This is a genomic window from Intrasporangium sp. (genome assembly GCF_039812505.1).
Classification (GTDB): Bacteria; Actinomycetota; Actinomycetes; order Actinomycetales; family Dermatophilaceae; genus Intrasporangium_A.
The window spans coordinates 58,799-76,604 of the sequence record NZ_JBDIAQ010000003.1 but is presented as its reverse complement, the minus strand read 5'-3'; the positions used below and the strand labels follow the sequence as shown (position 1 = coordinate 76,604).

At 74.5% G+C, this 17,806-nt stretch carries 16 protein-coding genes and 1 tRNA gene; 1 reads left to right on the top strand and 16 read right to left on the bottom strand.

What is annotated here, in order from left to right; translation table 11 throughout:
• Window positions 1–218: 218 nt before the first annotated feature.
• From WMI84_RS01145 to WMI84_RS01075, 15 genes are all read right to left on the bottom strand, one after another.
• Window positions 219–692, bottom strand: coding sequence for a hypothetical protein (locus WMI84_RS01145; protein ID WP_347350152.1), 474 nt, complete (start codon window positions 690–692; stop codon window positions 219–221).
• A gap of 78 nt (window positions 693–770) precedes the next feature.
• The gene (hpnH, locus tag WMI84_RS01140) at window positions 771–1,778 is read right to left on the bottom strand and encodes an adenosyl-hopene transferase HpnH (protein WP_347350151.1); all 1,008 of its coding nucleotides are present in this window, start codon (window positions 1,776–1,778) and stop codon (window positions 771–773) included.
• Window positions 1,775–3,280, bottom strand: a complete 1,506-nt coding sequence (ispH, locus tag WMI84_RS01135; RefSeq protein WP_347350150.1) for a 4-hydroxy-3-methylbut-2-enyl diphosphate reductase — start codon at window positions 3,278–3,280, stop codon at window positions 1,775–1,777. The genes hpnH and ispH overlap by 4 nt, the downstream gene beginning before the upstream one ends.
• A complete protein-coding gene (gene shc, locus WMI84_RS01130; protein ID WP_347350149.1) occupies window positions 3,277–5,223 on the bottom strand; it encodes a squalene--hopene cyclase in 1,947 nt (648 codons plus the stop codon). Before shc ends, ispH begins: the two co-directional genes overlap by 4 nt.
• Window positions 5,224–5,235: 12 nt before the next feature.
• A complete protein-coding gene (locus tag WMI84_RS01125) occupies window positions 5,236–6,249 on the bottom strand; it encodes a polyprenyl synthetase family protein (RefSeq protein WP_347350148.1) in 1,014 nt (337 codons plus the stop codon).
• Complete coding sequence (gene hpnE, locus WMI84_RS01120; RefSeq protein ID WP_347350147.1) at window positions 6,246–7,682, bottom strand: hydroxysqualene dehydroxylase HpnE; 1,437 nt, start codon at window positions 7,680–7,682, stop codon at window positions 6,246–6,248. Before hpnE ends, WMI84_RS01125 begins: the two co-directional genes overlap by 4 nt.
• Window positions 7,679–8,584 carry a squalene/phytoene synthase family protein gene (locus WMI84_RS01115; RefSeq protein WP_347350146.1) on the bottom strand — a complete coding sequence of 302 codons (906 nt, stop codon included), beginning with the start codon at window positions 8,582–8,584 and terminating at the stop codon, window positions 7,679–7,681. Before WMI84_RS01115 ends, hpnE begins: the two co-directional genes overlap by 4 nt.
• A complete protein-coding gene (hpnC, locus tag WMI84_RS01110) occupies window positions 8,581–9,393 on the bottom strand; it encodes a squalene synthase HpnC (protein ID WP_347350145.1) in 813 nt (270 codons plus the stop codon). Before hpnC ends, WMI84_RS01115 begins: the two co-directional genes overlap by 4 nt.
• A 19-nt stretch (window positions 9,394–9,412) precedes the next feature.
• A complete protein-coding gene (gene dxs / locus WMI84_RS01105) occupies window positions 9,413–11,311 on the bottom strand; it encodes a 1-deoxy-D-xylulose-5-phosphate synthase (protein ID WP_347350144.1) in 1,899 nt (632 codons plus the stop codon).
• A gap of 125 nt (window positions 11,312–11,436) precedes the next feature.
• Window positions 11,437–11,919 (bottom strand): MarR family transcriptional regulator, encoded by a 483-nt coding sequence (locus WMI84_RS01100; protein WP_347350143.1) that lies wholly within the window; start codon window positions 11,917–11,919, stop codon window positions 11,437–11,439.
• A gap of 17 nt (window positions 11,920–11,936) precedes the next feature.
• The gene (locus WMI84_RS01095; protein ID WP_347350142.1) at window positions 11,937–12,350 is read right to left on the bottom strand and encodes a DUF3037 domain-containing protein; all 414 of its coding nucleotides are present in this window, start codon (window positions 12,348–12,350) and stop codon (window positions 11,937–11,939) included.
• On the bottom strand, window positions 12,347–13,114 hold the full coding sequence (locus tag WMI84_RS01090; RefSeq protein ID WP_347350141.1) for a HipA family kinase: 768 nt from the start codon (window positions 13,112–13,114) through the stop codon (window positions 12,347–12,349). Before WMI84_RS01090 ends, WMI84_RS01095 begins: the two co-directional genes overlap by 4 nt.
• Window positions 13,115–13,136: 22 nt before the next feature.
• Window positions 13,137–14,360: a threonine ammonia-lyase gene (gene ilvA, locus WMI84_RS01085; RefSeq protein ID WP_347350140.1), complete on the bottom strand. Its 1,224-nt coding sequence runs from the start codon at window positions 14,358–14,360 to the stop codon at window positions 13,137–13,139.
• A 56-nt stretch (window positions 14,361–14,416) separates the two neighbouring features.
• Window positions 14,417–15,703 (bottom strand): MFS transporter, encoded by a 1,287-nt coding sequence (locus tag WMI84_RS01080; RefSeq protein WP_347350139.1) that lies wholly within the window; start codon window positions 15,701–15,703, stop codon window positions 14,417–14,419.
• Window positions 15,704–15,903: 200 nt separating this feature from the next.
• Window positions 15,904–15,990, bottom strand: a tRNA-Leu gene (locus tag WMI84_RS01075).
• 149 nt (window positions 15,991–16,139) lie between these two features.
• Between WMI84_RS01075 and WMI84_RS01070 the strand changes: the two genes are divergently transcribed.
• Window positions 16,140–17,474 carry a M20/M25/M40 family metallo-hydrolase gene (locus tag WMI84_RS01070; RefSeq protein WP_347350138.1) on the top strand — a complete coding sequence of 445 codons (1,335 nt, stop codon included), beginning with the start codon at window positions 16,140–16,142 and terminating at the stop codon, window positions 17,472–17,474.
• 19 nt (window positions 17,475–17,493) lie between these two features.
• Here the strand turns inward: WMI84_RS01070 and WMI84_RS01065 are convergent, their stop codons facing one another.
• Window positions 17,494–17,685 carry a DUF5703 family protein gene (locus WMI84_RS01065; RefSeq protein WP_347350137.1) on the bottom strand — a complete coding sequence of 64 codons (192 nt, stop codon included), beginning with the start codon at window positions 17,683–17,685 and terminating at the stop codon, window positions 17,494–17,496.
• Window positions 17,686–17,806 lie beyond the last annotated feature (121 nt).

Below are 17,806 nucleotides of genomic sequence, written 5' to 3'. Positions count from 1 at the left end.
CGACTTGGCTGGGGCGACTGGGCTGGGGCGACTTGGTCTCGTCGCGCGTCATGTCGCACGGGTCGCGCAGCCTGAGCCCGGCACCAACGCGAGGCTGCGACATGACTGGCGACATGACGTGCGGCCGGACGAGGGCTGCGACATGACTGGCGACATGACGTGCGACTGGACGAGGCTGCGACATGACTGGTGACATGACGTGCGACCGGACCCCCGCGTCAGGAGGCGCCCGCTGCCGGGTCGATCAGCAGGAGCCGCACCGCACTCCGTGACAGGAGCAGGACGACGACGAGAAGCGTGACCGGGATGAACCCGCCCAGGCTCACCGAGTCGCCGAAGAACAGCGCCACGAGCTCGAGCACCACGAACTTGCTCCCGGCGGCCACCACCCACAACGCCAGCGCCGCCGCCACCTTGGGTCCCGGCGTGGCAGCCACCCGGAACCGGGCCACGATACGACCCTTGAGGAACCGGACGATCTCCAGCGTGACCTTCAGCAGGACCGCCGTCAGCAGCGAGAGGGTGAAGCCCTCGCTGATGACCGCAGGGAGGTACTCGATGGCGAGGTTGAGCACGACGACGTAGACGAACAGGTCGACGATGTCGGCCGGATGGTCACGGACCCAGCGACGAACCGGACCCCGCCGTGAGCCCGGCTCCGCAGCGGCCAGCCGGTCGGGAGATGACGCCATCCCGCATTCTCGCCCACGAGAGGAGTGTCAGGCATCATCCGACAACCCCCCTCCGGGCCGAAGCGCCCGGCCGACGGGTTACGGGTGCATCGCGCGCAGCGACTGCTTGAGCGAGCCCATCGTGGCCAGGACCGCCGTCGGTTCGTAGCCGCAGTGCGCCATACAGTTCGCGCAGCGCGGGTCGCGGCCGCGGCCGTAGCTGTCCCAGTCGGTCGTCTCGACCAGCTCCTTGTAGGTCTTCGTGTAGCCGTCGTTCAGCAGATAGCAGGGCCGCTGCCAGCCGTAGAGCGAGTAGCTCGGGATCCCCCACGCCGTGCACGGGAAGTCCACCTTGCCCTCGAGGAAGTCGAGGAAGAGCGGTGAGTGGTTCAGGCGCCACTTCTTGCGCCGGCCGTCGGCGAAGACCTTGTGGAACAGCTCGCGGGTCTCCTGCACGCCGAGGAAGTGCTCCTGGTCGGGGGCCTTCTCGTAGGCGTAGGCGGGCGAGATCATCATCTCGTCGACCTGGAGGTCGTCGTTGAGGTAGTTCAGCACGTCGATGACCGACTGGGGGCTGTCGGTCGTGAAGAACGTGCTGTTCGAGGTGACCCGGAACCCGCGTTCCTTCAGCCAGCGCACCGCCTCGACGGCCTCGTCGAAGACACCCTCGCGCTGCACCGACTCGTCGTGCCGCTCGCGCAGCCCGTCGATGTGGATCGTGAAGGCGAAGTAGGGCGAGGGCTTGAACTCGAACCGGTCCCACCACTTGCGCAGCAGCGTCGCGTTGGTGCACAGGAAGACGAACTTCTTGCGCGCCACCAGCTCGTTGGCGATCTTGTCGATCTGGGGGTGCATGAGCGGCTCGCCGCCGGCGATCGAGACCATCGGGGCGCCGCACTCCTCGACGGCCGCGAGGGCCTGCTCGACCGGCATCCGGCGCCGCAGCTGGTCGGCCGGCTGCTGGATCTTGCCACAGCCCGCACAGGCCAGGTTGCAGGCGAACAGGGGCTCCAGTTCCAGGAGGAGGGGGAACTTGTCCCGGTGGCGCAGCTTCTGGGCCGCCAGATAGGCGGCGATCCTGACGCTCTGCCGAAGTGGCATCGTCATGACGTTCGTACCTCCTTGGGCACGTTGAAATGGACGTTCTCCTCGACGAGTCGTGCCTCGTGCACCTGCAGGGGGCCGAGGCCCCCGATCGCGGTGACGACCTCGTCGACGAGTTCCTGGGGGGCCGAGGCGCCGGCCGTGAGTCCGACCGTCGCAACGCCGGCGAGCCACCCCAGGTCGAGGCCGCCGACGTCGTCGATGAGGTGGGCGGGCACGCCGCAGCGGCGCGCCGTCTCCACCAGACGCTGTGAGTTCGAGGAGTTGGCCGAGCCCACCACCAGCACCAGCTGCGCCTGCCCGGTCACCGCGCGCAGGGCGAGCTGCCGGTTGGTGGTGGCGTAGCAGATGTCCTCGGAGGGGGGCGCCTGCAGGTGCGGGAAGCGTCGGGCCAGCACCTGCACTATGCCGCTCACCTCGTCGGCCGCGAGCGTGGTCTGCACCAGGTAGCTGACCCGCGTCGGGTCGGGCACCTGCACCCGCTCGGCCTCGTCGCGATCCTGAACGAGCACGGTGGCGCCGGGCCGCTCGCCCATCGTGCCGACGGCCTCCTCGTGCCCGTGGTGACCGATGAGGATGACCGTGTCGCCGCCGTCGGCGAACCGGCGCACCTCGGCGTGCACCTTGGCCACCAGCGGGCAGGTCGCATCGATTACCTGCAGCCCGCGCCGGTTCGCCTGCGCCCGCACCTGCGGCGCCACTCCGTGGGCGGAGAAGATCACCGTGGCGCCGGCCGGCACCTCGTCGAGCTCGTCGACGAAGACCGCCCCGCGCTCCTGCAGCCGGCGCACCACGTGGCTGTTGTGCACGATCTGCTTGCGCACGTAGACCGGGGCGCCGCGCTGGTCCAGGGCCCGGTCGACGACCTCGATGGCACGCACCACGCCGGCGCAGAAGGACCGCGGCCCGGCCAGCAGCACCCGGTGCGGGCCGGCCGCGGCGCCCCAGGCGGTCAGCGCCGGCGCGAGCTCGGGCAGGGTTGCCAGCGCCCGCCGGACGTGCGCCAGGGTGCCGGGACGCAGCAGCGGCTCACCGGCCGGGTCCGCGACCACCCGCACGACCGCCCGGGCCCCCGCCTGCGCCGGGCGCAGCAGCCACACCGACTCCATGTCGGCGGCGAGCACCCCCGTCGCGGCCAGGGCCCGGCGGTCCCGGTTGGTCACCACGTGCGTGACGCTGGCCACCGGCCCGACGTGCACCGGCAGCCCCTGCCGGCGCAGCGCATGCGCGAGCAGCGGGGCGCTGGAGCAGGGCAGCGCCGCGCCGTGCGGCGGCCGGACCTCCGAGGCCACCACGACGTCACCCGGGGCCAGCCCCGCGGCCACACCGGCGCCGATGCCGACCACCGCCAGCGCGTCCGCGTGCCGGACCCGGGGGCTGGCCGCCGCTCGCGCCGAGGCCAGCGGCCCGACCCCGGTGCGCGCCACCGCGGGCGCGGCCGGTGCCTGCCGCAGGTGCGTGGCCTCGCGCCCGGACGGGGCGCACACCAGCAGGGTGCCGGTCATGACCCGCTCCGCAGGTACCGTGCCAACGCGCTGACCGGGAACACCAGCCGGTAGAGGTGGTAGTTGATGTAGAAGTCGCCGGGGAAGCCGGTGCCGGTGTACTGCGGCTCGTCCCACCCGCCGTCGGCGAGCTGGTGCTCGACCAGCCAGCGGATGCCGCGGCGGACGGCGCTGGAGCCGGAGTCCCCGGCGGCCAGCAGCCCGAGCAGGGCCCAGGCGGTCTGCGACGCGGTGGAGGCGCCGCGCCCGCGTTGCGACTCGTCGCGGTAGGAGCGCAGGTCCTCGCCCCAGCCGCCGTCGGCGTTCTGGGCCTCCTCGAGCCAGGCGACACCGCGCCGGATCGGCTGCTCGTAGCGCCGTACGCCGACGGCGATGAGGGCGGGCAGCGCCGCGCCGGTGCCGTAGACGTGGTTGGCGCCCCATCGCCCGAACCACGAGCCGTCCGGCTCCTGGGCCCGCAGCAGCCAGTCCCGGCCGGCGCAGGCCGCCGCGGTGTGGCCGCGGCCGGTCAGGGCCAGCATCTCGACGACGTGCGCGGTGACGTCGGCGCTGGGCGGGTCGGTGACCGCCCCGAAGTCGCAGAACGGCAGGGCGGCCGGCAGTGTGCTGGTGTTCTCGGCGTCGAACGCGGCCCACCCGCCGTCCCGGCACTGCATGCCCAGCACCCAGTCGATGCCACGTCCCACACCGGGGCGGTCCGCCGCACCGACCCGGTGCAGGCCGAGCACGACCTCGGCGGTGTCGTCGACGTCGGGGTACAGGTCGTTGTCGAACTCGAAGGCCCAGCCGCCCGGGGCCAGGTCGGGCCGGCGCACCGCCCAGTCGCCGCGGACCGCGATCTCCTCGCCGGCCAGCCAGTCCACCGCCCGCGCGACCATCGGGTCGTCCTTGGCCAGCCCGGCGTCGCCGAGCGCGACCAGCGCCAGGGCGGTGTCCCACACCGGGGACTGGCACGCCTCGAGGCGCCGCACCGGACCGTCCGGGCCCGGCTCCTCGACGGTGAACCGCTCCCAGCCCTCGAGCCCGAGCCGCATCACCGGGTCGTCGACCGGGCGGCCCAGCGCGTGCAGCGCCATCAGCGAGTAGACCCACGGCGGCTGGATCCCGCCCCACGAGCCGTCGGCCTCCTGGCGCTCGACGATCCACGTCTCGGCGCGGCGCAGCGCCAGCCGGCGCAGCCTGCCCGGGTGGTGGGTGTCGAAGGCGCGTAGCGCGCCGCCCAGCCCCCGCTCGAACAGGGTGCGGGCCGGCCGCCGCGGCGCGGGTTCGGATGCCGCCGAGCCCGCCCCGTCGGGAGCCGACGTCCCCGAGGTGCCCGGGTGGGCGGCATACAGCTCGTCGATGGTGAGGCCGAGCGGGACGGCGGGCCGCAGGGCGAACAGCACCGCGATGGGCACGATCGTCTGGCGGGCCCAGCAGGCGAAGTCGTAGACGGACAGCGGGAACCGGTCCGGCAGCAGGATCTGCTCCACCGGCACCGCGGGCAGCCGGTCCCACGGCCAGAGCCCGACCAGCGCGAGCCAGATCCGGGTGAAGACGCGCGAGCGCTCCACCCCGCCGAGCGAGTGGACCACCTCGCGGGCGCGGACCAGGTGCGGCGCCTCCGGGGCGTCCCCGGCCAGGCGCAGCGCGAGGTAGGCCTCGACCGTCGTGGACAGGTCGGCCGGTCCGCCGTGGAAGGTGGCCCACGAGCCGTCCGGGCGTTGCCGGCCCCGGATCCAGCGGGCGGTCCACTCGGTCTCGCGCGCCCCCCGGATGCCGAGGAACTCGCGCATGAGCAGGTCCTCGGCCTCCATCGTGACGTTGGTCTCGAGCTCTCCCTTCCACCACCCGTCGGGGTGCTGGAGGGCGCGCAGGCGGCCCACCGCCCGCTCGAGTGCGGCGCGGTCGGCCGACCTGCCGGACGGCCCGGCCGTCGTGTCCCGGTCGGCTTGCATGGTCATCCCGGGCTCCTCTCAGCGGTCCCGGCCGGCGAGGCGGACCGCCATGTCCGACAACGGGATCGCGCGTTCGTCCCCGGCGAACGCGTCCGCCAGGATGCCCAGCGCCGCGTCGAGCTCGGCGGCGGCGCGGTGCTCGGCCCAGGTGCGCCCGCCCGCCTCCTCGACGAGGGCGGCCGCCTTGTACAGCTCGTCCTCGTCGAGGGGCGCCTCCTGCCGGTAGAGCGCCTGCAGCGCATCGCCGGCGGTCGTGCCGGAGGTCAGGGCGGCCACGACAGGTGCCGACTTCTTGCGCGAGCGCAGGTCGGACAGGACCGGCTTGCCGGTGTGCTCCGGGGCGCCCCAGATGCCCAGCAGGTCGTCGTCCAGCTGGAAGGCCAGGCCGACCCGTTCCCCGAACTCGGCCAGGGCCGCGGCGCTGCTCGCCGGGGCGTCGGTCAGCATGGGGCCGATCGAGCACGAGCAGGCCAGCAGGGCGCCGGTCTTGTCGGCCTCCATCCGCAGGCACTCGGCCACCGTCACGTCGGGGCGGGTCTCCAGGGCCAGGTCGGCGGTCTGCCCGGCGATCAGCCGCCGGGTCGTCGCGGTCAGCGCCTGCACGGCGTACCCGACCGTGGGCGAGGGGGCCGCGCCGAGGATCTCCCCGGCCAGGGCGAGCATCGCGTCACCGGCGAGGATGGCGGTGGACAGCCCGAAGGCGGCCCACACCGTGGTGCGGTGCCGGCGCAGCTCGTCGCCGTCCATGACGTCGTCGTGCACGAGCGAGAAGTTGTGCACCAGCTCGACGGCCACCGCGGCCGGTACGGCCTCCAGCGGGTCGCGGCCCGCCGCGGCGGTGCCGAGCAGGACCAGCTCGGGGCGCACGCCCTTGCCGCCCGGGGTGCTCGGGGTGCCGTCGGTGTCCCAGAAGCCGAGGTGGTAGCCGCACACGTGGCGCATGTGCGGGTCGAGCCGGTCGAGCGCGGAGCGCAGCAGCTCGACGGTCGCGGTCCGGGCGGTGCCCACGCTGTCGGTCATGACGCTGGTCATGACGTCACCTCCATCTCGTGTCGGTCATCGTGCTGGTGCAGGGGAGTGCGCGCCGGCCGTCTCGCCTGGCCGGCGCGGCTCGCGCCGCCTCGGTCCGCGCCGGCGAGCAGGTCGGCCGCCGCGTGCCCGCTGCGGACGGCGGCCTCGAGGGTGTCGGGCCAGCCGGGCACGGTCCATGCGCCCGCGAGGGCCAGCTCGTCCCAGCGGGTCGCCGGTCCGGGGCGCCACTGCCGGCTGCCGGGGCCCTGCCGGAAGGTGGCCTGCGGCTCCCGGGTCACGAACCCGTCCAGCAGCGCCGCGCGCCGGGCCTCCGGCAGGTGGCGGCGCAGCTCGGACAGGTGCAGCCGGACCAGGTCCTCGGCACGGGTGCGGACGGCGGTGTCGGCGGCCGATACCGAGCAGACGAGGTACTGCGTGCCGGTGCCCTCGCGTCCACTCGGCGCGGTCCGGTCGAAGACCCACTGGAGCGGGCTCTGGGGCACCGCCGCGAAGGGGACCGGCAGGACCGGGCGGTCCAGGACCAGGTGCACGTTCACGATCGCCGAGTGCCCGAGGCCGAGCCAGTCGGCGGCGTCGGGCGCCGCGTCGGCCGGCACGAGCTCCGCGGCGTGGTCGTGCGGCACGGCCAGGACGACCGACTCGGCCTCGACGGGGTGCGGTGCACCGGCCCGTTCGCGCACCGTGACGGTCAGGCCCGAGGTGTCCCGGGAGATCCCGAGCGCCTTGCACCCGAGGGTGACCCGGGCCCCGGCCGCGAGGAGCGCCTGACGGGTGGGCTCCTCGTGCAGCGCGGCAAGTGGGGCCACGGGGATGCCGATGTCGCCGGAGTCGACCCCGTCGAGCAGGCCGGTGCGGAAGACGCGGGCGGCGAGGCCGAGGGATGCCTCTGCCGGTGGGAGGTTCAGCGCGGCCGTGGACACCAGCCCCCACAGCCGCTCGGCGGACAGCCGGGTCTGGCCGTGGCGCGCGAGCCACGACCCGAAGGACTCGAGGTCGGCGCGGGGGTCGTCCGGGTCGACCCGGCGCAGCGCCGCCGCCGCGGTGGCGGCCGACAGGCGCGCGGCCGGCGGGAGGGCGGCATACCGCAGCAGGGCGGGGAGCAGGTGCAGCGGCGCCGGGCCGCGCCGCGCCCGGGTCAGTCGCGCGCGGTCCCCGTCGGGTCGCAGGACGGTGATGTCGAGGCGGTCCTGGATCGGGACGAGGTGCTCGACGCCGAGCCGACGCAGCAGCGACCGGTACTGCTGGTAGCAGCGCAGGATGACGTGCACGCCGGTGTCGAGCGGACGCCCGTCACGCCGGGCGGAGGCGGCCCTGCCGCCGAGGCGCGGTCGCGCCTCGAGCAGCAGGACCTGGCGACCCGCCCCGGCAAGGTCCAGCGCGGCGGTGATCCCGGCCAGCCCGCCGCCGATGACGATCACCGGTCGGTCGCTCATGCGGCCCTCCGCACGATCGCGTGCACCGCGACGGACACCTTGGCCGGGGTCGAGAGCGACAGCCGCCGGCCGCGCACCGCGCCCGGGTCGGCCGCGATGTGTCCGAGCAGGCGGTGGTAGATGCCGGCCATCGCTGCCGTGCAGGCGGCGCTGCGCCGGTCGAGCAGGGGCAGCAGGGTCAGCCCGCGCGCGTACCACGCCTCGGCCCGCTGCGCCTGGAAGCGCACCAGCGCGTCGAACCGCTCCGGCGGGTCGGTGATCGTCCCGTCGGCGCCGATCGTGAGGGTGCACCCGTGCCGGTCGAGGTCCTCCTGCGGCAGGTAGACCCGGCCCATGAGCCGGTCCTCGCGCAGGTCGCGCAGGATGTTCGTCAGCTGCAGCGCGACACCGAGGTCGTCGGCCAGCGGCTCGGCGGCAGCGAGCCGGGCGGGGTCGTAGACGCCGACCGAGAGCCGGCCGACGGAGCCCGCGACGTGGCGGCAGTAGCCGACGACCTGCTCGAACGTCTCGTAGTGGCGGCCCTCGACGTCGGCCAGGCAGCCGTCGATGAGGTCGTCGAAGGCGTCGAGCGGGATCGGCAGGTGGGCGGCGGCGTCGGCGAGCGCGGTCAGGACGGGGTCGTCCTGCGTCGGCGCAGGGGGGCGCGGGCGGCTGGCTCGGTCGGGGCGGGCGCGTCGTCCCGCGACCGCGTCCAGCCGCGTCCGGAGCGACTCGAGCTCCGCCTGCCGCTGCGCGCAGGGGCCGTCGCCGTCGCCGATGTCGTCGATCCGCCGGGCCGTGGCGTATACGGCGGACAGCGCCTGACGCTGCCGGCGCGGCAGCAGCCGGATCCCGTAGGAGAAGTTGCGCGCCTCGGTGCGGGTGATCTGCTCGCAGCGCTCGTAGGCGGTCGTGACGTTCATCCGGCCCTCCTCAGCCACCCATCGGCCCAGGCGGTCGCGATGTCCGACCGGGTCGGCTTGACCTCGCCGGCCAGCGTGTCGTAGCCGGCCCGCCGGATCCGGGCGGCCGCCGCACGACCCCCGGCCACGTAGCCCGAGACCGCCAGCCGGGCCCACCCGCGCAGCGTCGACACCAGCGGGGCCCCCGCGCCGAGCCAGGCGGCGGCCCGCTCGGTCTCGAAGGCGACCAGCCGCCGCAGCGCCGGGCTCGCGCGGTCGGCGCCGAGCTCCGGTTCGGTGACGCCGAACCGGTCGAGGTCCTCCTTCGGCAGGTAGACCCGCCCGCGGGCATGGTCCTCGCCGATGTCCTGCCAGTGCTCGAGCAGCTGCAGCGCCGTGCAGACCCGGTCGGACAGCTCGACCCGGTCGGGGGTGGCCACCCCGAAGACGGCCAGCACGATCTCGCCGACCGGGTTGGCCGAGAGGCGGCAGTAGTCGAGCAGCTCGGCGAAGTCGTGGCACCGGGCCACGCCCTGGTCGCGCAGGTTCGCCTCGACGAGCCGCAGCAGGCAGTGGGCCGGCACCCCGGCCCGGGTCACCAGCGGCGCCATACCGGCCACGACCGGGTCGGTGACGCGGCCACCCGCGTAGAGGCTGCGGACCTGCTCCGCGACCTGCCTGAGCGCGGCGGTGCGGTCGCCGGCGAACTCGTCGCCGAGGTCGTCGACGTACCGGGCGTACCGGTAGGTGGCGTGCAGCTCGCGGCGCACCCGGGCGGGCAGCACCCGCAGCGCGACGGGGAAGTTCTCGCCGGCCTCGGCAGCGTGCATGGCGGTGCTCATCGCGACCTCACGCCGGCTTCCGGACGCGCCGGCCGGCCGCGACCCGGTGGCGTATGCCGCCCACCCCGGTCGTGCCGGCCAGTGCCGTCGCGACCGTGGTGGCGACCCCGTCGGCGTCCAGGCCGAAGTCGTGCAGGATGCTCGCGCGGGTGCCGTGGGCGACATACTGGTCCGGCACCCCGAGCACGCGCACGGGCGTCTCGACGTCCGCGTCCGCGACCGCGCGGGCGACCCGGGCCCCGACCCCGGCGCCGCGCAGGCCGTCCTCGACGGTCACGACCAGGTCGTGCTCGGCGGCCAGGTCGGGCAGGGCCGCGTTGACCGGCAGCACCCAGCGCGGGTCCAGCACCGTGCAGCGCACCCCGTCGGCCAGCAGCCGGTCGGCGGCCGCCACCGCGGCGCCGGCCAGCGCACCGACCGCCAGCAGCAGCACGTGCGGGTCGGGGGCGCGGCGCAGCAGGTCCATCCCGGCGATCCGGTCGAGCGCCGGCAGCGCGTCGGCGGCAGCGGCCTTGGGGAAGCGCAGCGCGCTCGGCCCGACGTGCGCCACGGCCTCGCCGAGCTCCTCGACCAGCGAGGCGGCGTCGCGTGGGGCCGCGACGCGCATCCCGGGCACGGCCCCCAGCAGGGTCAGGTCCCACAGCCCGTGGTGGCTCGGGCCGTCGGGTCCGGTGATGCCGGCCCGGTCCAGCACGAGCGTGACCGGCAGCCCGTGCAGGCCCGCGTCCATCAGGGTCTGGTCGAACGCGCGGTGCATGAACGTCGAGTAGAGCGCCACGACCGGGTGCAGCCCGCCCATCGCCATCCCGCTGGCGCTGACCAGCGCCTGCTGCTCGGCGATGCCGACGTCGACGCAGCGCTCCGGGTGGCGCGCGGCCAGCGTGCGCAGCCCGGTGGGCCCGACCATGGCCGCGCTGATCGCGACGATGTCCGGCCGCCGCTCGGCCAGGTCGGCCAGAGCGGCCCCGAACACGTCGGTCCAGGTCCGGGCGGCGGGCTTGCGCGGCGCGCCCGTGGCCGGGTCGATCACGCCGACCGCGTGCAGGTGGTCGGCCTCGTCCAGCACGGCGGGCAGGTAGCCGTGCCCCTTCTCGGTGCGCACGTGCACCACGACCGGGCGCTCGTGCGCCCGCGCCCGGCCCAGGGCGCTCTCGAGGGCGGTCAGGTCGTGCCCGTCGACCGGGCCGAGGTAGTCCAGGCCCATCGACTGGAACAGGCTCACCCCGGACGCGGCGCGCGACCGGTGGGCAGGACCGGACGCACCGTCCGGGCCCGGCGCGCCGGCGCCACCGAGCCGGGCCACGATGCCCGCGTAGCCGGTCCGGTCCCGGAGTCGGCCCAGGTGCTCGGGCAGCCCGCCGACGGTCGGGGCGTAGGAGCGGTCGTTGTCGTTGAGCACCACCACGACGCGCCGCCCGGACGAGCCGATGTTGTTCAGACCCTCCCAGGCCAGCCCGCCGGTCAGCGCCCCGTCGCCGATCACCGCCACCACCGGCTCGGTGCCGCCGCGGCCGGCGATCGCCCGGCTCAGCCCGTCGGCGTAGGCCAGCGCGGTCGAGGCGTGCGAGTTCTCCACCAGGTCGTGCGCCGACTCGGACCGCTTGGGGTAGCCGGACAGCCCACCGGCCTGGCGCAGCGAGGCGAAGCCGGGCAGCCGCCCGGTCAGCAGCTTGTGCACGTACGACTGGTGCCCGGTGTCGAAGACGATCGGGGTGCGCGGCGAGTCGAACACGCGGTGCAGCGCGATCGTCAGCTCGACCACGCCGAGGTTGGGGCCGAGATGGCCCCCGGTGGAACAGACGGTCTCGACCAGGACCTGGCGGATCTCCGCCGCCAGCCGAGCCAGCTCCTCCGGGTCGAGCCTGCCGAGGTCCTCCGGGCCGCTGATGGTCTCCAGAACCGACACTGCGCCTCCGCTCCGACCACGGCCGTGTCGGGGCCGCGACCATTACATCGGGATGCCACCACATCCAGACGTGATTACATCGGGATGCGATCTATCTCGAGGTTATACCCGCAAATCGCGGTCGATCACTGCCCGGTTTGCGTATCGCCGGCGCCGAGGTACTTCGCTGAGAGAGTGGTGAGAAAGTCCTCGGAGATGCTGAGGGACTCGGCCGCGCGCTCGAGCTCGGCCAGGTGCGCGGCGGCGAGCCCGTCGAGCATCTGGTGGGCCTTGCCGGTGAGGGTCACCCGCACGACCCGCTGGTCACGAGTGTCCCGCTGCCGGCTGACGAGGCCGAGCGACTCGGCCCGGTTGACCAGCTCGATCGCGCTGTTGGGCCGGATCAGCAGCTCGCCGGCCAGGTCGCCGACGCTCGGCGGCGAGTCGGCGGTGCGGGCCCGCACGGCGAGCAGCAGCAGGTACTGCTGCGGGGTGAGGCCGGCCTTGCGCACCCGCTGCTCGCTCCACTTCGTGAACTGCAGCATCGCCCGCCGGAAGGTGAAGAGCAGGGCGAACTGGTCACCCGACAACCGGTCCGGCCGGGTGTGGTGCTCGCCGCGTCTGCTCATCACCGCACCTCCGCATGTCACCCGATGGTAAGCCCGGGACCGCCCGACGGCCGCTCCGGTCCGACGTAGCGCTCCAGCAGCCGCTCGATCTCGCGCGCCGGGTCCTCGGTCACCCCGCCGTGCACGGGCCCGGGCTGGACCACCGTCGACCGTGGCGCGGCGATCCAGCCGAAGCGCTGTCCCGGCCGTTCCAAGGTCGGCAGGCCCCGGCCGATCTGTCCTCGGCACACCGCCCGGATGCGCTCGAGCGCGGCCCGCACCGCCGCCAGGTCGCAGCCCGGCGCGAAGGCGCCCAGGCGCTGCTCGTCGACCTCCCAGCGGGCGTCGAGGAAGCCGGCGTCCTGGCTGTGCAGCACGATGCCGACGTTGACGAACTCCTCGCGGTCCACGCGCGGGACGAACCGCAGCACGACGTACTCGTAGGCCTTCACCGCGGGCCTCCCGGCAGCCAGGCGTGCGGGTCCTGCAGGCGGGTCAGCAGCATCGTCACGTATGCCGCTCGCACCGCCGCGGGGTCCGTGAGCCAGGGCGTCGGCTCGAGCCAGCCGTCCGGGACCGCCCCGACGGCCGCGCGAACCGCGGCCGGGGTCAGCTGCGCGGACAGGTCGGCGTGCCGGGCCGCCACGTCGCCGGCGACGTCGCGCAGCACGTGCCGGCTCGCGTCGAACGGCTGGGCGGCGAACCGGTCCGGGTCCGGGGGCCGGCTCGGCCACGAGTGGTGGAAGTAGAGCGCGGCGCCGTGGTCGATCGCATAGGTCCGGCCGTGCCACACCAGCAGGTTCGGGTTGGACCAGGTCCGGTCGACGTTCGCGGTCAGCGCGTCGAGCCAGACGATCCGTTCGGCCAGGTCGGCCGAGGGTGGCCGGGACCCGTCGTAGCCGAACGCGCCGGGCAGGAAGTCGACCCCGAGGTTGGTGCCGACCGAGGCGGTCAGCAGGTCCTGCACCTCCTCGTCCGCCTCGTACCGGGCGATCCGCTCGTCCAGCTCGACGACGGCGAGGTCGGGGACGGCGACCTGCACGAGCCGGGCGAGGCGGGCGACGACGACCTCGGCGACGAGCACCTTCAGGCCCTGCCCGGCCCCCCGGAACTTCAGCACGTAGGTGCCGCAGTCGCTCGCCTCCACGATGCCCGGCAGCGAGCCGCCCTCCCGCAGCGGGGTCACGTAGCGGGTGGCGCTGATCCGGGGGAGCACCGCGTCGGCCTGGCGGCTCGCCTCAGTCGAGATGGGGGTCGAACCCCTGGGCCTGCAGGTCCGCGATCACCGCGGCGGCGTGCTCGGCACCCTTGGTCTCCACGCGCACCCCGATCTCGACCTCGTCGATGCCGAGCGGGACGACGGTGCGCACGTGCTCGATCTCCAGCACGTTGGCCTCGGCCTTGGCGAGGTGGTCGAGCAGGGCCGCCAGGGAGCCGGGCCGGTCCGGCACCCGGACCCGGAACTGCAGGTAGCGACCGGCCGCGGTCAGGCCGTGCCGGATGATGCGCAGCAGCAGCAGCGGGTCGATGTTGCCGCCGGACAACACGGCCACCACGGGGCCCTCGAAGGCGCCCTTGCCGGCGTCGAGCAGCGCGGCCACACTGGCGGCCCCAGCCGGCTCGGCGACGAGCTTGGCCCGCTCGAGCAGGTAGAGCACGGCCCGCGAGAACTGCTCCTCGGTGACCGTGCGGATGCCGTCGACCAGGTGGCTGACGATCGCGTAGGGCACCTCGCCGGGGCACCCGACGGCGATGCCGTCGGCCATCGTCGACATCCTGGCCAGCGGCACCGGGTGGCCGGCGGCCAGCGACGGCGGGTAGGCCGCCGCGCGTTCGGCCTGCACCCCGAGGACCGTGACCTCGGGCCGGTGGGCCTTGACCACGGTCGCGATGCCGGAGATCAGCCCGCCGCCGCCGGTCCCGACGATGACGGTCCGCACGTCGGGGCACTGCTCGAGGATCTCGAGGCCGCAGGTGCCCGCCCCGGCGACGATGTGGGCGTGGTCGAACGGGTGGATCAGCACGGCGCCGGTGGTCTGCTCGAACTCCTTGGCCTTCACGAGGCAGTCGTCGATGGTCGTGCCGTACAGCTCGACCTGCGCGCCGTAGCCCCGGGTGGCCTGCAGCTTGGGCAGGGGGGCGCCGACGGGCATGAACACGGTCGCCTTCAGGCCCAGCAGCTGGGCGGCGAGCGCGACGCCCTGGGCGTGGTTGCCCGCGCTGGCGCAGACCACGCCGCGGGCCTTCTCCGCGTCGCTGAGCCGGGCCATGCGGTTGTAGGCGCCGCGGATCTTGAACGACCCGGCGCGCTGGAGGTTCTCGCACTTGAGGTAGGTCTCGGCGCCGACACGCTCGCTCAGGCCACGGCTGTGCTCCAGGGGGGTCGGCCGGACCACACCCTCGAGCAGCCGCCGGGCGGCCAGGACGTCGTCGACGGAGACGGGCAGCGCCTGTGATGCCATGACATGCAAGCGTAGTGCGCCGGGCCCGACCCGCGCCGCGCCGGGCCGCGGCTCCCTCACACCGCAGCCTGGCCGTCGGCCCCGCGGCGGCCGTCCGCCCGGGTGGCGGCCAGCCACGTCGGCACTACCCGGACGGCCGCGACCGCGCAGACCGCGCCGATCACCAGCACCGGCCAGGCGAGCAGGCCGCTGGGCGGCAGCAGCGCCGCACCGAGGGCCACGGCCACGACCAGGCCGCCGTTGTAGACCAGGTCGTAGGCCGAGAAGGCCCGGCCCAGCAGCGCGTCCGAGACGTGCCGCTGCATCAGGGAGTCGCAGCAGATCTTGACCGACTGGGCACCGAAGGACACCAGGGCGGCCAGCAGCGCGGTGCTCCAGAGCGCCAGCCACCAGCCCAGCCCGAGCGCCGCGGCACCGGCGAGCGCGAGGGCGACGGCGGCATACGGGACGGGCGACCACCGGCCGGCCAGCCAGGGGGTCACGAACGCGCCCAGGGCGAAGCCGACCGCCGAGGCCCCGGCCGCCAGCCCGAAGCGCAGGATGCCGGTGCCGCCGGCCTCCGCGAACGGCCCGCGCGAGAGCAGCAGCGCCTGTAGCAGCACCAGCCCGAAGGGCACCCGCGTGAGGAACACCAGGCCCAGCACGAACCAGCCGCGGACCGGCAGGGTGTGGACCAGCTCGACGAAGCCGCGTGCGACCACCGCCGCGACCTGCCCGGGACGCGGTCCCGGCTGGTCTCCGGTGGGGCCGACGAAGGGCAGCCGCGCGGCGACCCAGGCCGCGGTGAGCGTGCCGCCCACGGCGACCAGCACGACGACGGCATCCGACCCGAGGGCGCGCACGGCCGCCCCGACCGCGCCGCCGACGACGTACGCGAGCGAGCCGAGGGTGGGGGCGACCGAGTTCGCCCCGACGAGCTCGTCCCGGCCCACGACATGGGGCAGGGCCGCCGAGAAGCCCGCCAGGACGAAGCGGTTCAGCGAGAAGACGAGCAGCACGACCAGGAAGAAGGCCGGACCGAGGTCCGTGCCGGCGACCAGGAGCGCGACGAGCGCCATCGACCCGGCCCGCAGCAGCTGGCTCACGACGAGGACCCGGCGCCGCGGCCACCGGTCCAGCAGCACGCCCGCGAACGGCCCCAGCGCGCTGTAGGGCAGCAGCACGACCGCGAAGGCCGCCGCGATCGCCTCTGGGTCGGCCGCCTGCTCGGGGTTGAACAGCACGTAGCTGGCCAGGGCCACCTCGAAGATGCCGTCGCTGCCCTGCGAGACCACCCGGGCGGCGAAGAGCCTTCGGAAGCCGCGCCCGTGCATCAGTGACACGAGCGCGCGCAGGAAGGTCACGCGCGTCAGCGTAGGCGTACCGGGTTGTGGGGCCGGCCGCAGCACGGAGTCGTGCTGCCCGGGCTCGCGGCGCCCCTGGTGGCGCTCCGAAGAACACGACAAGTCCGCCCGGTGGCGGCCGGCCGAGCGTGACGCGGGTCGCCCGCCCTGACTTGTTGTGTTCTACCGGTCAGTAGCCCAGCCGCGCCACTCGGAGCACGTGGTGTCGAGGGGGGGACTTGAACCCCCACGCCCGTTAAGGGCACTAGCACCTCAAGCTAGCGCGTCTGCCATTCCGCCACCCCGACAAGGTGATGTGCAGGACCCTCGTGGAGCGCCCTGCGGCGAGCAGAAACGTTAGCACGACGCCGTGCCCGAGCACGAACCGATCGACCCGAGCACGAACCGGTCGACCGGGGGCCGGGCGGGCCGGCCCGGGTCCGCCTACGCTGGGCAGATGACGACCGGCGAAGCCCAGCCCGGGTCCGCTCCCGAGGACGAGGTCGTGCGGATCTGCTCCGACCTGATCCGGATCGACACCTCGAACTACGGCGACGGCAGCGGGCCGGGGGAGCGGGCTGCGGCCGAGTACGTGCTGGGCGAGCTCGCCGAGGTCGGCCTGACGGCGCAGCTCTTCGAGAGCGGCCCCGGTCGTGCCAACGTCGCGCTGCGGATCGAGGGCGCCGACCCGGCCCGGCCCGGGCTGGCCGTGCACGGACACCTCGACGTCGTGCCGGTCGACGCGGCGGACTGGCAGGTCGACCCCTTCGCGGCCGAGCAGCGCGACGGTTGCGTCTGGGGTCGCGGAGCGGTCGACATGAAGGACATGGACGCCATGATGCTCGCCGCCGTCCGCACCCTGGCCCGCACCGGGACCAAGCCGGCCCGCGACCTGACGGTCGTCTTCTTCGCCGACGAGGAGGCCGGGGGCAGCTACGGCAGCCACTGGCTGGTCGAACACCACCCCGAGGTCCTGCACGGCGTCACCGAGGCGGTCAGCGAGGTCGGCGGGTTCAGCGTCACCCTGCCCACCCCCGCCGGGCCGCGGCGCGCCTACCTGCTCCAGACGGCCGAGAAGGGCCTGGCCTGGCTGCGACTGCGCGCCCACGGGCGCGCCGGGCACGGCTCGGTCCCCAACGACGCCAACGCCGTCGTCCGCCTGGCCGAGGCCCTCGGGCGCATCGCCGCGCACGAGTGGCCGCGGCAGTACATCGCCTCCGTCCGGGGCCTGCTCGACGGGGTGAGCCGGCTGACCGGGAAACCGTATGCCGCCGACGCGCCGGACCCGTTGCTGGCCGCCCTGGGCGCGGCGCGCGGTTTCGTCGAGGGCACGCTGCGCAACACCGTCAACCCGACGATGCTCGAGGCCGGCTACAAGCACAACGTCATCCCGCAGACGGCGACGGCCGCGCTCGACTGTCGCTACCTGCCCGGTCACCGCGACGAGCTGTTCGACACGCTGCGAGAGCTCGCCGGGGAGTTCGTCGAGGTCGAGACGGTGCACGAGGACGTCGCGCTGCAGGCGCCGTGGGACGGCGACCTCGTCGAGTCGATGAAGCAGGCCCTGATGCGCGCCGACCCCGGCGCGGCGGTACTGCCCTACTGCCTGTCCGGCGGCACCGACAACAAGGCCCTGGGCCGGCTGGGGATCACCGGCTACGGCTTCGCGCCGCTGCGGCTGCCGGGCGAGCTCGACTTCGTCGGGATGTTCCACGGCGTCGACGAGCGGGTGCCCGTCGACGGGCTGCAGTTCGGGGCCCGCGTGCTGACCGACTTCCTGCAACGCTGCTGAGCACGCCGCCGACTCGCGGTCACGTGCGCCGGACGCGCATGATCCGGCGGCGCAGCCACATCCGGCGGATCCCGCCGACGTAGATCACCGAGCGAGCCAGCTCCCAGCGGCCGTACTCGGCGTGCTCGCGGACCGCCTGACGCGCGTCCGCCTTCGAGGTGTGCCGGTCGAAGGTCAGGACCCGGTACTCGTACTCGCTCAGTTCGCTCATCACGGCCATTGTGACACCGCTGCCGGCCCCGCCGGGCCTGCCGTGCCCGTGCCCCGGGACCGCGGTCGGGCACACACCGCCAGGAGCGTGGGCGAAGGTGTGTGCACGACCCGCCGCGTCC

What these genes read in the sequence shown, in the direction of transcription:
- WMI84_RS01145 (WP_347350152.1), bottom strand. Translation starts at nt 692, where the DNA reads ATGGCGTCATCTCCCGACCGGCTGGCCGCTGCGGAGCCGGGCTCACGG.
- hpnH (WP_347350151.1), bottom strand. Translation starts at nt 1,778, where the DNA reads ATGACGATGCCACTTCGGCAGAGCGTCAGGATCGCCGCCTATCTGGCG.
- ispH (WP_347350150.1), bottom strand. Translation starts at nt 3,280, where the DNA reads ATGACCGGCACCCTGCTGGTGTGCGCCCCGTCCGGGCGCGAGGCCACG.
- shc (WP_347350149.1), bottom strand. Translation starts at nt 5,223, where the DNA reads ATGACCATGCAAGCCGACCGGGACACGACGGCCGGGCCGTCCGGCAGG.
- WMI84_RS01125 (WP_347350148.1), bottom strand. Translation starts at nt 6,249, where the DNA reads ATGACCAGCGTCATGACCGACAGCGTGGGCACCGCCCGGACCGCGACC.
- hpnE (WP_347350147.1), bottom strand. Translation starts at nt 7,682, where the DNA reads ATGAGCGACCGACCGGTGATCGTCATCGGCGGCGGGCTGGCCGGGATC.
- WMI84_RS01115 (WP_347350146.1), bottom strand. Translation starts at nt 8,584, where the DNA reads ATGAACGTCACGACCGCCTACGAGCGCTGCGAGCAGATCACCCGCACC.
- hpnC (WP_347350145.1), bottom strand. Translation starts at nt 9,393, where the DNA reads ATGCACGCTGCCGAGGCCGGCGAGAACTTCCCCGTCGCGCTGCGGGTG.
- WMI84_RS01100 (WP_347350143.1), bottom strand. Translation starts at nt 11,919, where the DNA reads ATGAGCAGACGCGGCGAGCACCACACCCGGCCGGACCGGTTGTCGGGT.
- ilvA (WP_347350140.1), bottom strand. Translation starts at nt 14,360, where the DNA reads ATGGCATCACAGGCGCTGCCCGTCTCCGTCGACGACGTCCTGGCCGCC.
- WMI84_RS01070 (WP_347350138.1), top strand. Translation starts at nt 16,140, where the DNA reads ATGACGACCGGCGAAGCCCAGCCCGGGTCCGCTCCCGAGGACGAGGTC.
- WMI84_RS01065 (WP_347350137.1), bottom strand. Translation starts at nt 17,685, where the DNA reads ATGAGCGAACTGAGCGAGTACGAGTACCGGGTCCTGACCTTCGACCGG.